A 16,308-nucleotide genomic window follows, 5' to 3' on the forward strand; every position below is an offset into this window, starting at 1 on the left:
ATCAGCCTCTCAACCTGATCACCGGATTTATATCAATAGCTTCGTAGTTGCTTATCAGATGGCATCAATAGAGGTTCTGTGTACAGCGGATATTCATATCGGACGCCGTCCGAGCCGACTTCCCGACAGATTCGATCCGGCCGACTTTTCTCCCCGGACGATCTGGGCTGATATCGCGGAAGCAGCTGTTACTCGGGGAGTGGACGCGGTCGTCGTTGCGGGTGACCTCGTTGACCGCGAAAACAAGTACGCCGAGGCGTTCGGTGCCGTTGAGTCCGTGGCGGCCACGCTCGCGGAGGCTGGTATTCCCCTCGTCGCTGTCGCTGGTAACCACGACGCCGGCGCTCTTCCGGACTTGGCCGAGGCAATCGATAATCTTCAGTTGCTTGGCCGGAACGGTTCGTGGGAGCGAACAGGCCTCACCGATGACGACGGAGATCCGTGCCTCCACGTCGACGGGTGGTCATTCCCGAGCCGGTACCACCACGAGAGTCCCTTAGCTACCTACGATTTGGCTAACGAGGGCATTCCACGTCTTGGCGTCGTCCACGCAGACGTGAGTGATGAGGACCGGTACGCACCGGTTGCTGTGGATGACTTGGCGACAAGTGGGCACGTAGCATGGGTGCTTGGCCACCTCCACGTCCCGGGCCTACGCCACGACAACCCACCAGTCCTCTATCCGGGATCACTACAGCCGCTGGACCCAAGCGAGACCGGCGGTCACGGTGCGTGGTTGGTTTCGGTCGAGACTGATGGTACAGTTGACACGGAGCCGCTCGGGTCGGCAACACTGCAGTACAGGGAGGCTGTTGTCTCAACGACCTCCGAACAAGGGTTCCATGATGTCGTCGACACTATACACGAGCGGTTACGTGAGACGGTCACGGAGTGTAGTCCTGAAACCGAACTCTTAGCCGTCGATGTGACGATCGAGGGTCGAACAGACGCACATACCGACTTACGCGGCCGAAGCGGGGAACTCGAACAGATCGAGCTTACGGACGGCGGGACGACAGTACAGGTCGCCGACGTGACTGTCGACGCGAAACCCCCGATCGATCTCACTGATCGCGCCGGCGATGATGATCCGATCGGGTACTTGGCCGGGCTTTTGCGCGCACTCGAGGGTGACGAACCGCTCGAACCCTATCAGGATGTCATTGAGACTGCGCACATGAATATCCGGGAGACGCACGACTCAAATGCCTATCGGGAACTCAAGAGCCATGATGAGACGTATTCCCGCCCGACAGAAGCCGAAACGAAAGACGTACTCCGCCAACAGGCTCGGCAACTCATCGACGCATTCGTTGAGCAACAGGGGGTGACGGCGGATGAGTGAGCCAGTCCCAACTGACCGCGACCAGTCCGACACCGACGGTGACACAGCGGATGAGCGGGAGACGCCCGTTGCTATTAACGCCGTTACGCTCGAGCGTGCACCGGGGTTCGAGACGGCTGGTTTCACAGTTGAGGACTTTTCCCCAGGTGTCAATGTTGTGTACGGTGCGAATGCGGCTGGCAAAACGACGCTTTCGGAGGCGATCCGATGGTCGCTATGGCCCGAGGAGGCACCGTCCTCGGCGACTGTTCGGGCTGAACTCACCTACGATGGGGAGTCGCGGCGGATCGAACTGCATGGTGGCGTTGGTGAGCATGTCCGCGACGGCGCACCAGCTGATCCGATCCCGGTGCCGTCGCTGAATGGTGGCCGCCGGTATGCGCTCTCGCTGCACGACATGCTGCAGGAGGAAACGGACGATGGCGAGTTCGCAAACGTCATCCAGCGGGAGTCAACTGGCGGGTTCAATATCGATGCAGTCCGGGAAGAATTCGATCTCGCTGACGGGGCCAGTCCATCTACACGAGGAATTAGTGCTACACAAGAGGCGGAGACAGCCATCGAACAAGTCGAGAAACTGCGACGGGATACACCTGATCTCGAAGCGGAACGGGCACGCCTCGCCCAACTCGAAGAGGACCTTGCCGCTGCTGCCGCCGCAAGAGAGCGAGTCGATCTGCTTGAGACGGCCATTGAGTACACGAAGGCAGAAGACGACTACGACCAGAAAATCGCGGAGTTAGAGTCATTCCCTGACGAACTGTCGGCGTTCGACGGCGATGAAGTGGAACAGCTCGACGACCTCGACGAACAGATAGAGAAACAGAAGCGGGAGGAACAGGAAGCGGCCTTGAAACACCGCTCAGCTGCTGAAAAGCTGGCAGACACGGAACTGCCCGAAGATGGCGTCGACGATGAGGTGCTCCAAGTCCTCCGAGGGCATCGGGACGACCTCGCTGACGCTGAAGACGATTGTGACCGTTTCGAACGAGAAGTAGCCGATGCAAAAGCTGAGCGCAACGAGATTCAGGCGAAGATTCCGCTCAATCTCGACAATGAGACACTCCGCGAGGTCAACACGGGCGACCTTGCTGAACTCCGATCGTTCGTCAGCAAGGTAGCTGAAGTCGAGGGGAAAAAGCAGGTCGAAGCTGCCATCGACGAGTGGTTCAGCGATGACTCGGATAATCGGTCGGATCGTGAAACCCTCGAAAGCGGGCGGAATGCACTTGAGAACTGGCTCGCAGCCCCACCAGAACACGCCACTAACAACCAGCGTGGTCAAGGACTCGTCGCAGCGGCCGTCACGGCCGGGGTTCTCACAGCACTCTCAGGGCTCGTGCTTGCGTTCACGGTCAATCCGGCTGGCGGCGTGCTGACGCTCCTTGGTCTTGGGCTCGCTGGATACGCGGCGTTCACCGCGAGGAGTGATGATGGTAGTACGGACACTGCTAGGACGACTCATGCAGAAACGTTCCGGCAGACCGGGCTAGAGGAGCCGGCAACTTGGGAAACCGATGCCGTCAGAGACCGGTTAACCGACCTTCGCAAGCGACTGAGTGGTATCGAAGTCGGCGAGCAGGAGATACAGAAGCGGGACGAACTCCACGCACAGTTTGACATCGATGATCTCAAGGATGAACTGAGGACGGCCCGAGAGCGACTTCGGGAGCGGTTCGACACTGAGGTCGACGACGACATTGAGCTGGCGGTGACAGTCGAACGTGTCGAGCGCTGGCAGGCTGCCGACGAGACCGTCGCCGGGAAACAGGCGGCATTGCAGGAAGCTAAAGACCAAGTCGAGATGTACCGGAAGCGGTTCTGCGCGACGATCGAAACCTACACGACTGACACATACACCTACGCGGTCGAGACGAGTGCCGAGGCTACGGCCGCGGTCGACAGTCTCGAACAGCGGCAGCGCGACTACGAGGATGCGACGCAGCGCCTCGTAGAGGTCGAGGGGAGTGTCGCTACGGCCCGTAAAGAACTCGAACGATACAGATCGGAACGGGAATTACTGTTCACCGAGCGTGACTTGGAGCCCGGTGACAGCGATCACCTCTCGGCGCTGTGTGATCAACACTCGGAGTACGAAGCTACCGTTGACGCAAAGCACACAACCGAGACCACTCTTGAGAACCGGCGTGAGGACCTTCGTGACCACGAGATCTACGACGAGACCATCGAAGAGCGAGACAGAGAGGACTTGGAAAAAGAATTAACGGAGAAACAGAAGGTTGCAGACCAACACGACGATCTCTTACAGGAGAAAACAACCCTGGGGAAAGAAATCGAGGACGCGAAAGCGTCGACGGAGATCGCTGATGCTGTCCAAGAACGGGACGAAGCCTTGGCGGCCCTCGAAGACACGCTCGAAGCGGACGTCGCTGACGCGGTGACGGATACGCTCCTTGAGTTCGTCGAAGAAGAGACGATTAGCAGCAACCAGGAGCCGGTCTTTCAGCGGGCAGACGACCTGCTGCGTCGGATTACTGACGGACAGTTCGAACTGAGACTCGATGACGGTACGTTCAGGGCGTACGATACGGGTGAACAGCGACGGGTTGACCTGAACGACTTATCGAGTGGGACGCGAGTGCAGGTTCTGTTAGCGGTCCGGGTCGCTTTCGTCGAACACAGAGAGCAGGAGACCGCACCCCCGTTGTTGCTTGACGAGACGCTGGCACCGTTCGACGACCAACGGGCCGAGACAGTCCTTGAGACCGTGATCGATTTGGCCCGAGAGGGGCGACAGGTGTTCTACTTCACGGCCCGGCATGACGAACGCACGCGTTGGGAGAACCGCCTCGAGGAGTCAGATATTGAGTACAGTCTCCAGCAACTGACGGCAGGCGACGGGCACGACCCGATCGCGGAGCCGCCGACACTCGAAACACTTGGTGCAATCGACGTGCCAGCTCCGGACGGCAACGATCATCGGACGTACCGTGAACGCCTGGGCGTCCCGACGTTTGATCCACGACAAGGAGCTGCCGCAGCTCCGCTCTGGTACGTGACTGAGGACCCGGAGCAACTATACCGACTCCGTGCTGCTGGCATCGAGCGCTGGGGACATCTCCGATCGTTGTTGGAAGTTGGTGCCGTTGATGGTCTCCTATCGGAACCGTCCCGAGAACAGGTCCGACAGCACGGTGTGGCACTTGAAGCGTTCGTTGAGGCGTATACTGTTGGGCGCGGGAAGGCGGTTGACCGCGATGTGTTAGAAGCCAGCGGTGCTGTCAGCGATAATTTCATCGACGAGGTGAGTTCCTTGGCGGACCGTGTCGACGGCGATCCAGAAGAGATTCTTGATCGGTTGCCTGATGTCCCTCACTTCTATCAGGATAAAATCGAGGAACTCCGAGAATACCTCCGTGAAGAGGACTACCTTGATCCGCGCCCGACGCGGCCGGACGAACAGATCCGGTCAGCGGTGGTCGATACCTATTGTCAGCACGGACTCGAACCAACCACAGCAGCAACGGCCGCAGACAGACTCCTTGATCGGATTTCAGCAACCCCTGGTTCGGGCGAAGAAACGGGCTGAAATCGGGTTCGATTTGGGAATTAAGCGCACGCTTGGCGACGCCGTGCGAGCGCGAAACTGGTACCGAGAGTTCCGTGAAATCGTCCTGATGTGTGGTTTCTACAACATCAAGCGTGCTGTGAGCTAGGCGAATCAAACGCTATATGGTGATTTACCACAGGCAAAATTAGCTGCGGAGTATTGTCAATATTATATGTAGTGAATTTGTTTGATGTGCAGCTATATAATCGGGAAGAATAATCACCGTTATAATGACCAATGGACCGACTTCTCCTTCAGTGGAACTCGATGACGGGACCGTGATCACACGAACCGATGTCATTGAAGGATTCAAGAATACCAAAGACGAGCCGCCGTATGAGAGTCATAGTAAACGCGTCTACGTAGATGGCAAGGGGAAAGGGGTAAAAGATGTCTTCCGTAATTTGCCTGGAATTTCAGATGATGCAAATCTCCATACCCACAGAATTGAGGATCTCTTTGAAACGCTGGGATTCGAAACCGGAACGGATGATGGCTCTACCGATTTGTCCATAACCGGTGATATTGGTCAGGTATGGCACTTCGGCTTCAATGACGGTTGGTGGGAACTATTTAAAGAGAACAAGTGTGTGAGTATCGGCTTCTCTGGTGCCAATACTGATCTCTCTGAGTTAACCGATGTAGATGCGATTGTAAGCAATAGCGGGCTTGAAGACGATTCTAACCATCCTCGAAATCCAGCAGAGCAGTTACGAAAGTTCGCACACGATGTGCAGATCGGCGACATACTCGTTATCAAAGATGGGCAGCGATTCGAAGACGGCGATTCGTGGGCAGGTGGGGCTGAGATTCCGGCTATTGGTGTCGTTACTGGCGAGTATCAATATTCTCAAGCAGAAGACTGGTATAATAGTCTGCCAGCCGAAATTGCGGCAACGGAGAATCATCACCATCGACGAGTGGACTGGGTTATCGATTTAGAATCTAGTGAAGAAGGCAGGTTCCAACCAAATGCACTCATCCAACAGTGGACGATTGATGACATTGACTACGAGAATATAAAGCGGCAACTCCTTGATGCGCGTGGATTTGAAGCAGAATTTGAGGAGCTTGAACAGCGATCTGCAGCGCTCGTCGAACGTAGATCCGAGCAAATCGATAGTCGGAGATTCGATGATGTGATTGAGTTTGGGGGGATTGATGCACTTATTGATCGTTTCGTTGATGTCTGGCGTGCAGGTGGATACGAGGAGGATGCTGAGTCACCAGTTGGGTGGGAGACGTGGAAATGGGATTATCAGAAACACCTCCAAGAGGAATTTTTGAGCAACCACGAAATAACGAACCTCTCGCCGGATGATGTCGAGGAGTTGACCGAGGTGCTCGATGAAAAAGTGAGTCTCAACACCCGAGTCCCAGTGTACATGTTGGGTGGAGGTGCGAATGGTGGTATTGCGTGGCGTGACTTTAAGGAGATTTCACGTGAGGATCCGGGAGAGGCTGCTAAGACGCTCTCATTCTTTTTCGATACGACGGAAGATATTGAGGAACGGCTCGAAGCATTCCGTGAGTTCTATTCGGAGATCGATACCGGTCCTGGATCGTTGCTAGCGTTGGCGGCGTGTCTGCTCATGTTCGTTCATCCGGCCCAGTACATCCATTATAAGTGGACGCAGATGCGGGAGTTCTTCGCGGAGTTCTCAGAGTACACAGTGAGCCAGGGATTCGATTCGGACCAGTATCGGGAATTGAATCAGGCGTGTGAACGGTTACGGGAGCGACTTGAGGGCCGAGTGGAGGAGCCATCGATGCTGCACGTTCAGTCGATGATCTGGAGTTGGGGGGACCTTATGTCCGAGACGGATGTGAAGGCGGAAGAGTTTCGGGAGGCAGCTCCTGACGACGTTGCGTTCTACTGGGTAAACCAGACGCATACCGAAGAGCTCGAAAAGGAGTATTTACGATCCCAGGACACGAAGTGGCAGCGGGATTTGACGGTGTTGGAGCCGGGTGATGTGGTGTTTCATTACACCGATCAGGCACTCCAGGCGGTATCGACGGTGGTAAATAAGCCGTATCGAGACGAGTACGAGGGTGGACAGCAATATTTTGTTGAGCTCAGCACGGAGTGGTTCGACACGCCAGTCCCGCGGGACACGGTCACCGAAGTGCTACAGAAGCCGGAGATCCGCCAGGAGCAGTCACGATACCCGATCGATAAGAACGGGGGTGTTATTCAGGCGTATCTTTGTCACTTAACGCCCGCTGCAGGTGCGTTTTTGCTAGATGTTGCCGACGCGTCGATTCCGGATCGTGGGGAGAGAAGAGATGATGGAGAGAAACGCTATTTCTGGGTGAATGCGGCGAACACGGGCTGGCACGAGGAGGGTGGGGAGGCGTTCTATGCGCTAGAGAGCTCCGATGGAACAGAACGGCGGAATCAAGAGGCGTACGAGCAGGCGCGTTCCGGGGATGAGGGGCTCGTGTATCGAGTTTCGACGGCGAAGCAGGTTATCGGGCGAGTACGTGTAGTTGAGGGACTGCACGAGGAAGTCCCGGAGGGTCGTGACGAAACAGCCGAGGGAATTACGTTTCAATGGGAGGAGTCGTTAGATGGGGCGCAGTGGTGCGATGTGATGTCGGATCCAGAACTGACCGATAGCAAACTCGTTACATCGGATAACAGCTACTACATCACCGAGCTGGACAAGCGAGAATATAACCGGATCCTTGAGTTAGGGGAGATCACCAGGTTCGAAAAGTACGAGGAAGAACTCACTGTTCCCGCGTCGGAGATTACTGTCGAACAAGGCAATCTCCATTTCCAACGAAGAGAGTGGGAACGGCTACAATCCCGAATTGAGAAGGCGCTGATGAACGGGAACCACGTGCTGTTGTTCGGGCCGCCGGGGACGGGGAAGACGAAGCTGGCGCGGCAGATCTGCGAAGCGACTGTGGGGGCCAAGAATTACGAGCTCGTGACAGCGTCGGCAGACTGGTCAACGTTCGATACGGTCGGCGGGTATCAGACAACGACACAGAACACGCTGGAATTCGAACCCGGTGTCGTGTTGGATCGGTTCCAGCGTAACGAGGACGGGATGCCAGCGAATGAATGGTTGGTTATCGACGAACTCAACCGAGCAGATATCGATAAGGCGTTTGGCTCGATGTTCTCGGCGTTGACCGGCGAGAGCGTCACACTCCCATTCGACGGGTCTGACGGTTCGCCAATCCAAATCCTTGACGCGTCCCGGAGCCATGAAGAAGTCAAGGCGAACCGGTTCTACATCCCGGAGGACTGGCGGATGCTGGCGACGATAAACACACTGGACAAAACTTCGCTGTACGAGATGAGTTACGCGTTTATGCGGCGCTGGGCGTTTGTCCCCGTTGGAATCCCTAATCTTCCTGACCGTGAGGATGGCGATGATTCTGAACTCGAATCACTCGTCGCGGACTATGTTGCAGTCTGGGCGGCAAACGGTGAAGTGCCGGAAGCAGACCATCACTACGAGACAGTCGGGCGTATCTGGCGAGCGGTTAACGAACAGAGAGCTATCGGGCCAGCTATCGTGGAGGACATTTATGAACACGTTGCAGCTGCTTCCTCAATGGAGACGGCGGATTACGTTTCGCCGATTATCATGTACGTGTTCCCGCAATTGGAGGGTCTGCGGCGAAACGAGTTAGAGCAGCTGATCGGGGCGCTTGAAGTGATTGTTGACGATGAAACTGGTGAGTTGTGGACAGTCGCACGTGATTTCTTCCAGGTTGATCTGCAGCCGGGCGGGGGAGAGTGACTGAAAATGGCGAAGACGACTGAAGAGGCGTTGTTAGGAGAGATTGCCGACGATTTCCAGACGTATCTCCGGAAAGGAGTTCGGTTCGATCGAGTCATCGGGTCGGCGTACGCGGATCTAGATATCGATGACATCGAAACGCTGCTTCGGATTCACTTCGTCCTGACCGATACTGAAGACGACAGCTCGGAAGTCGGTGTCCTGGATTTTATGCGGGAGTTAGAAGACCGAATTCGGCAGATGAAGACGACAACCGCTCCTGAGTCGTTCCAGTACCGCGGTGAGATCCGCGGACAGATCGACTGGCAGGGAACGGTGAAGACACGAGCGCGCGCTGGACGGCTGGATGAACCGATGTTTGTGTGTACGCAGCCTGAAGAGCACTACAATATCGACGAGAATCTCGTGCTGAAACAGTTACTGACGATTATTCACGATATCGTTATGGACGACCTTGCGTACGCGGTAGACAACCCGGAGGGATATGACTGGCTGAACGAATGGGTGATGCCGCATACAGGTGGAAGTGGTCGGGGCGTGGAGTCAGCAGCGGAGATGCTTGACCGGATTTACGAGCAGAACATCTATCTGCAGCGGATCAACGCCGCTGAGGCAGATATCACAGACAGAACCATCGAGTCAGTCAAGCGCTCGCGCTCGCAGTTCTATCAGGATGCAGCAATACTTCTAGATCGGTACCGTCAATTGATGAACCACGAGTTGGACAGTACCGAAGCACGCGATATATTGAATCACACACTCATCGCGCCGGCGAACACGGACACGCTGTTCGAACTGTACTGGGTGTTCCGCGTCCTCGATGCGTTCGAGAACGTCAAGTATCGGGTGTTAACTGACAGTCGGGATAGTCCGTCGACGATCGCTACGTGGGAGCAGGACGGGTCACGGTTCGTCCTGTCCCATGATGCGACCGGTGAAGGTCTGTCATTCAGCGAGTCAATCGGTTCTGAAGACATCGAGCCTGACGGGTACTTGTACCGCATGAACGAGGTGCTCTCCCGATGGCAAACGATCTCTGAGGATCTGCTTGGCCGTGGTGGCAGTGATTCACTGTGGGGTGGCCGTCCTGATATTGTCCTGGAGCGATATCGGGAGACAGAGACTGGTGAGGAGGAACTTGAACAACTGTTCCTTGGGGAAGTGAAGTACACGCAGAATACCGACTACGTCGCAACCGGGCTCCGAGAACTATTGGAGTACATGGCGTTTGTCAAACGGTCGGCGACTGACGAGTACGTTGAATCCGCAGACAACCTCCTGAAGTCAGTCGATGTCAAGGGGCTGTTGTTCGTCGACGAGTTATCCCGCGAGACACCCACTAACCGCGACGAAGACGTGAAAATCATTCAGTACCCGGAATCACCGGGATCGGTATTGTAAGCCGGAACGACGCGGGCTTCGAACTCAGTTTTGTTTGGGCCTCATGGTGATCTGGCTGCCGTAGACCTCTGCGACGGCGTCGGTATAGATATTGTCAAGGATGGTGATCAATTCTGGATTCTCGACGACTAGGTCAGAGAACCCTCGCTCGAGTGCAGTGACATAGGCCGCGAAGAAGTCCTCGTGTTCGTCGGGGAGGATGTTGTACTTTGCCGATATCATATTCCGTTTATTACCGGTGAGACTGGCAGTTTCCGGCAGCGCTGCTTCGATAGCATCGGCTCGCGCATCGAAGTGCTCAGACACAGCATCTATGAACGATTGATCGTTGGCTCCCATGTTCCGGAAGTAGAGCGTAAGCGTGTTGTCTCGGAGTGCATGCTCACGGTCGTTTTCGAGGCGATGGTGGAACCCGATTCGGGCGTCGTTTCGATCATCCGGCCGGCCGTGGAGAATGTCTGTGAGGTCATCGGTGTGTCGCCACCAGCCGTGTTTGAATATCATCCCCCAATCGGAACTCGTTGAGCGGAACCACCAGTCCCCGACAGCGTCGTTCGCACACTCGAACAGTACGTGGTAGTCGCTCTCCGAGCGGATCGATCCTTGATCGGCGGTTACGAGACGATCAGAAAGATGAGAGGGCCAGTTATGAGAGAACGTCTCCCACTGGTTCTCGAATGTAGCCGTCACGTCAGCGATGGCCTCGTAGTGGTCGAGATACAGTTCGATCTTCTCGTCAACGTTGTCGGTGGGGTCTGACATACCTGTGATTGATCGAATATCGTCAGCGAATTCGTGGAGCTGTACGACTGTTCGTTGTGGGTATCGTGGTGCGTTATCGACGATAAAGTCGGTCAGGACGGTTTCGACGAAGGCTGTCCACGTCCAGTTATTGAATTCTGGGTCGTTCGCGTCTGGTCGGTCCTCTTGATGCAGATAGAGATAGTATGCACCAGACTCGTAGTCGTCCTTCGGAACACCGTCGATGTGTGTAACATCCTGTCGGTAGAACTCCGTCTGAGTGTCTTCAGCAGAGAATTTGAGTTCGACCAGAAGGAACCATTCGTTGGGGACTTGAACTGCCAGGTCGACGAATCCTGACGACACTGTTTCTCCGTCGACTTGCTCAGTGAGCCGTACTTGATCGTCGACGACGACATCCGAGAGATCGTGGATATCCTCCTCGAATCCACACGTATCGGGTAGGCCATTGAGAAATGCGCGGAGAAATTCCGAGTTCATCCGGTGTGGCTGCTCCGGGTCGAGGAAGTATGCGAAGAGCCGGTTGATGTACACCTCGGCCTTCCGTTGCGTTCCTAACGAGTATTCGATCACGTCCATCAGTGATCGAGGCGTCTCGGGAACCGCGGTGAGTTGCTCCCACCGGCGTGTAAGCGTCTTCAATTCCCGCCGCAAGTCATCTGTCTCAGTCATACCATCATCTCCGAATAACTCAGCGCGGGAGTATAGACGCTTTGGCGACAAACTTCGAGGCTGGAACGAATACATCTTCTAAGAGGGCCATGGGGGAACGACTCGGAGCACGGAACAGGCCGCCGACATAGACGGTAAAGGATTTCTCAGCAGATCAGTAAGAACAACCAGAAGGGGAGATAGCAGATACTGGTCTCGTCTTTCTCGATGACCAGGGATTCGTCCTTTCTGACTTCCTTTGGCAAGCTGTCGGTAACGATGAACCGGTACGGTGCCTGATAGTCTAACTCCTGTAGCTCCTCGCTGCCGGATTCGGTGTGCTGGCCGGATTCGGGATCGAATTCTTCGGCGATTGTTTCGGCGTTGCCAGTGTGTGGGTGGTAGGAGAGGATGAAGGGGAGGACGTGTCCCTTGTGGTGGAGGATGTAATCGACTAGCCCAGAGTCTGTCTCTGTGTATTCGACATCGTATGCATCGACTTGATATGCTAATCGTTTGGCGTGGTCGAAGGCGACGGTGCGAGCGAGTTTGTATTCGAATTCGTGGTTGAGTGTGTCTTCCTGTTCATACGCCTCGAAGCCGTGGTGTTCCTGTCGTTGGGAGAGGAGGACGAGGTGGCGTGGGTTGCGGAGGTACAAGCGTGTGCGGCGGTAGCGGCGCAGAGAGTAGTCGTGGGATTCAGTGACGGCGATGCCTTCATCGAGGACATCGAGGTAGTTGTCGACGGTCCGCCTGTCGACGCCGACTTGGTCGCTGAGATCAGTGTACTGGAGTTCTTCACCGGCGTTGGTGGCGGCGATGGAACTGAGTCGGTGGAGGTTTTCAGGTTGTTGGATGGACCGGTACTTGGCGAGTTCTTTGTAGAGGAAAAGGAGGAAGTGAGATTTTGAGAGGTCGTTCCGGATCGAAGCGTCGTCTGTTTGGTGGAGTGTGCCGCCTGTTCTGAGGTATGCGCGCGCTGCGTCGTGGAGGTTATTTCGTTCGTCCTCATCAAAAATTTCGAAGCAGAGTTCCGAGAGTGTCTCAACAGCTGTGTCGAGACTGGTCTCTGAATTCGTTCCGGAAAGCCCAGTCCGAATTGTTTTGATCGGTGATGGGCCGTCTAAGTCGGGTGATTGGAATTGTTCGAGTCGCGTTCGGAATGCCTCATTGAATTCGACACCTAGTCCTTCGCCGGTTTGGACGGTATCGATGAATTTCATCGGGAGGATAGGCCATGGACCTTCGAATTCATCGACGGTGTCGGCGGTTTCGACGGTGGAGTGGTTGACCTGTGCGCGGACGTTGCCGGTTAGGAATACGTACGTATTTTCGTCGATGAGATCGAGTAACTCTGCTTTGCGGTTCTCATCGAAGTCAAGGGCTTGGACGTCGTCGAGAAGGATGAATTTCTGTCCTTGGCGGGGTGCGACGTGCGTCTGGAAGTAGTCGATGACTTGGTTGAGGCGTTTGATGTCGTTACCTGGGCGCTCCAGCTGATACAGAGAATCTTCTAAGGGGAGATAGAGGATTTGTCTGGGGGAGAGTGCGGAGGTGAGTTCAAGGTCTTGGTTTTGCCGTGGGAATTCAGTTGTGTCGAGGAGAGCTGCGACGAGTTGGTGGAGAAGGGTTGTCTTGCCGATCCCGGTTTGTCCGTGGATTGCGTAGACGAGACTCTCGACATCGTCAGTATAGTGGATGTTTGTTCTCTTGAGGACCCGGTGGAAATCAGAGCGAGGGGTAAGGTCTGTGGCGTGTGATAGTTCTGGGGAAGTGCCGTCACTCCACCACTGGTTGTGGTGTTCGGCGTCGTCAATGAACTCTTCTGCGCTCCCTGTCCCGATCATAGGGGTGATTATTCTAGGCTAGTACAAATATTCGTGCATCCTGATGTCCCTATCTCGACCCTATTAGAAACTCTCTGTTCGCCGTGGTATGTGTGGGAGATTTATGACCTCGTCGTTGTCCGGTGCTATCTTCGCAGCGTCCCCAAACCGTTTGTAGAGAGGTTATTGTATTGGAATTGCCCTAAAGCTCACTTTCCGTGTTTTAGATGTGCCTAGTGGAAACCTATTTATTATGGGGGTTCGTTGGCCGGTGTAATGGCAGTGAAGACCGACATTGAGGATGGGAAACAGATCGATATCTCACTGCGCGTCACAGGGACTGACGAGTGGGATCACGACGCCATCGCTCGGAAAGTCCAGTTGGAGGACGTCGAAGGGACGCCAGTGGAGCTGACCGTATTCCACAATAATGAGATCGCGGATTTCGAGTGGGATGACGAGCGCTGGTACGTACTGGAGAACGTGGTCGGGAACGAGTATCGCGGTGAGATGCAACTCAACCCGGGATATGACCTGATCGTCACCCCGCTCGACGAGCCACCTGCTGCAGCCGAGAACGGCGGGGCGGAGAACACATCGGCTACGCAGTCCTCCGAGAGTGGTGATAGTGGATCTTCAACGGAGGCAGATCAAAGCGCTGAGTCGGAGTCCGCTCGAGAGAGTGAGGTGACGAGCGAACCACGGCCAACGGCAGATGGTGGCGGTGAACTGTTACACCAACAGCCGTTGTCGGAAGGGAACTATCTGCTGCAGTTCGAACTCGGGGACCTACCGGAACTCACCGTCCACGAATATGAACTCCGCGCAACCGGGAGCGGCGGGATCAACCCAGACGACTTCACGAACGGGATTGAGGGGTTCACAGCGAAAGCGGCGAACTACTACCAGTCACGGATCAACAGCCCAGTCACAACAGCTGATGCGTCCCGGCGGCGTATCTACGCAACCGAGAAACTCCACGGTAAAATTTCGATTCACGGGTACACGGTCAAGCCGGTACATCAGGGCGAGACGACGCTAGAAGCGCGTTCGTACACGGACGACGGACCGCTCCAAGAGTTCGTCAAGCAAGACGTGAAACGAGCTGTTGCTGGCCGCTTCGAGGTGTCAGGTATTGATTCGATTATCGAGCCCACCCCGCAGCGAACCGCGAACAGTGGATTGTTCGAAGCCTATCGAAAGTACAAGTGTCGGATTCGCGTCGATGCTGACGGGACTGTGATTTGCGGTGTGAACGTCGCATATCACTTGGAATCGACGTTCTCCGCCGCCGACTGGGTACAACGCGGACACGACATTGCCGAGGTGACCGTCGAACACGACACGGACCTGTACGACAGTGCTCGCACGGCAACGGTCAAGGAGGTCATCGATATGGACTACGACGATGTGCTGGACGGACCGGGCGTTCCGATGTCGGAGTACCACGAGCAGCACGTCGAGCAGGACGTCATCAACTCAATGCAGGCCGGTGACCCAATCATCGCTGATCTGCAGTACGGGAGCGACGAGGACTCGATCTTCCCGCAGCTCTTGGAATACTGTAAGGTCATCCCGACGTTCGACCAGTTGGGCAGTGTCGATGACACGTTCCTGGATGTCATCCATAATGAGAGCCGGATGGAACCTGAGGAACGATTCAGTGTCGTCACATCGTTCGTAGACCTACTCGGCCCGACACCGTACTTTAGCTTCGACCCCGTCCCGCAACCCACGAACGCAGGATACCGGGAGCACAAGACACCAAACACCCCGAACCTGCGGTTCGGCGATGGGAAGACAGGGTTCTATGGGGCCGGTGGGCTGGAACGGAAGGGATATGGCATATACAAAGCTCCTGAATCGTTCGATATCATCGCGCTGTACCCGGAAGATGAAGAAGACGACGCACGGCCGTACGTACTCTCGCTGCTCAACAAGCTCGCAGACTACGATGCGGGTCCAACGGTATTCGATCAGGAGACCTACGAACTCGGCTCGGAGTTCCACTACTCTCAGCATGCGCAGAAAGCGAGTGACTACGATGCGGCGCTGATCGTCGTGCCGGATGCAGACAAGGCTGCGGCAGCCGACTACGACGACCCGTATCCCGAGTTTAAGCGTCGACTCGGACAACTCGGAGTCCCGAGTCAGATGATCTCTGTCGACAATCTCGGCAACGACAACTACCGCGGGAACATCTGCTCGTCCCTCATTGGGAAAGCGGGTGGTGTGCCGTGGCGTATCGACGACGTCCCTGGAGACGTTGACGCGTTCGTCGGGCTTGACGTGACCTACGACCATGCGACCAAGCAACACCTCGGCGCGGCTGCGAACGTCATCATGGCCGACGGAACGATCCTCGCGTCGGAGGCCGTCACGAAGCAGGCGGGTGAGACGTTCGATGAGGATGACGTTGCGAACGTCATCAAACACGTCTTGGAAATTTTCGCCGAAGAGGAAGGCCGGCCACCACGGCACGTAGTCATTCATCGTGACGGGAAGTTCTATCTTGATGTCGAGAACCTCGTCAAGCGTCTCGACAAAGCCCGCGATCTCATCCAACGGTTCGACCTTGTCGAGATCCGGAAATCCGGGAATCCCCGCATCGCCGCATACGACGAATCGGAATCGCGGTTCGATATCGCAGACAAAGGGATTGCCTTCCACGTCCACAACGGCGACCACTCCTACCTGACCACGACCGGCGGAAGGGAGGGCAGCCCGGGCACGCCGCGGCCGTTGCAGATCGTGAAACGCCACGGGTCGACAGATCTTGACACGCTCGCGGAGCAAACTTACTGGCTGTCGGAAGCACACGTCGGTTCGCTGAGCCGGTCCACCCGGCTCCCCATCACCACGTACTACGCCGACAAGTGCGCCGACTTCGCCATGAAGGGCTACCTCACCAAAGGCAGCGTCATCCGCGGCGTCCCGTACATCTGACCCTGCACCGTAACAGCCCGCGCAACCACCCACGTACCCGTC

The 16,308-nt window shown here is 55.8% G+C and carries 7 protein-coding genes and 1 pseudogene; 6 read left to right on the top strand and 2 right to left on the bottom strand.

The window, feature by feature from the left end; all coding sequences use genetic code 11:
• Positions 1-58: 58 nt before the first annotated feature.
• From NATTI_RS25525 to NATTI_RS0117250, 5 genes and pseudogenes are all read left to right on the top strand, one after another.
• Entirely contained in the window at positions 59-1,345 is a 1,287-nt protein-coding gene (locus NATTI_RS25525; protein WP_081603666.1) for a metallophosphoesterase family protein, read from the top strand.
• Positions 1,338-4,895: an AAA family ATPase gene (locus NATTI_RS0117240; protein WP_006090827.1), complete on the top strand. Its 3,558-nt coding sequence runs from the start codon at positions 1,338-1,340 to the stop codon at positions 4,893-4,895. The genes NATTI_RS25525 and NATTI_RS0117240 overlap by 8 nt, the downstream gene beginning before the upstream one ends.
• 19 nt (positions 4,896-4,914) lie before the next feature.
• Positions 4,915-5,022, top strand: a pseudogene (locus NATTI_RS26175) (IS5/IS1182 family transposase); the annotation flags it as partial.
• Between the two features lie 151 nt (positions 5,023-5,173).
• Positions 5,174-8,680 (top strand): AAA family ATPase, encoded by a 3,507-nt coding sequence (locus tag NATTI_RS0117245; RefSeq protein ID WP_006090828.1) that lies wholly within the window; start codon positions 5,174-5,176, stop codon positions 8,678-8,680.
• 240 nt (positions 8,681-8,920) lie between these two features.
• A complete protein-coding gene (locus NATTI_RS0117250) occupies positions 8,921-10,081 on the top strand; it encodes a hypothetical protein (RefSeq protein ID WP_241434344.1) in 1,161 nt (386 codons plus the stop codon).
• Positions 10,082-10,105: 24 nt separating this feature from the next.
• Here the strand turns inward: NATTI_RS0117250 and NATTI_RS0117255 are convergent, their stop codons facing one another.
• Both NATTI_RS0117255 and NATTI_RS0117260 read right to left on the bottom strand, forming a co-directional pair.
• Positions 10,106-11,566: a PD-(D/E)XK nuclease family protein gene (locus tag NATTI_RS0117255; RefSeq protein WP_244879983.1), complete on the bottom strand. Its 1,461-nt coding sequence runs from the start codon at positions 11,564-11,566 to the stop codon at positions 10,106-10,108.
• 95 nt (positions 11,567-11,661) lie between these two features.
• A complete protein-coding gene (locus NATTI_RS0117260; protein WP_006090831.1) occupies positions 11,662-13,341 on the bottom strand; it encodes an AAA family ATPase in 1,680 nt (559 codons plus the stop codon).
• A 255-nt stretch (positions 13,342-13,596) separates the two neighbouring features.
• On the opposite strand from NATTI_RS0117260, the gene NATTI_RS0117265 reads away from it, so the two are divergent.
• Entirely contained in the window at positions 13,597-16,266 is a 2,670-nt protein-coding gene (locus NATTI_RS0117265; RefSeq protein WP_006090832.1) for a Piwi domain-containing protein, read from the top strand.
• Positions 16,267-16,308 lie beyond the last annotated feature (42 nt).

The organism is Natronorubrum tibetense GA33 (assembly GCF_000383975.1).
Taxonomy (GTDB): Archaea; Halobacteriota; Halobacteria; order Halobacteriales; family Natrialbaceae; genus Natronorubrum; species Natronorubrum tibetense.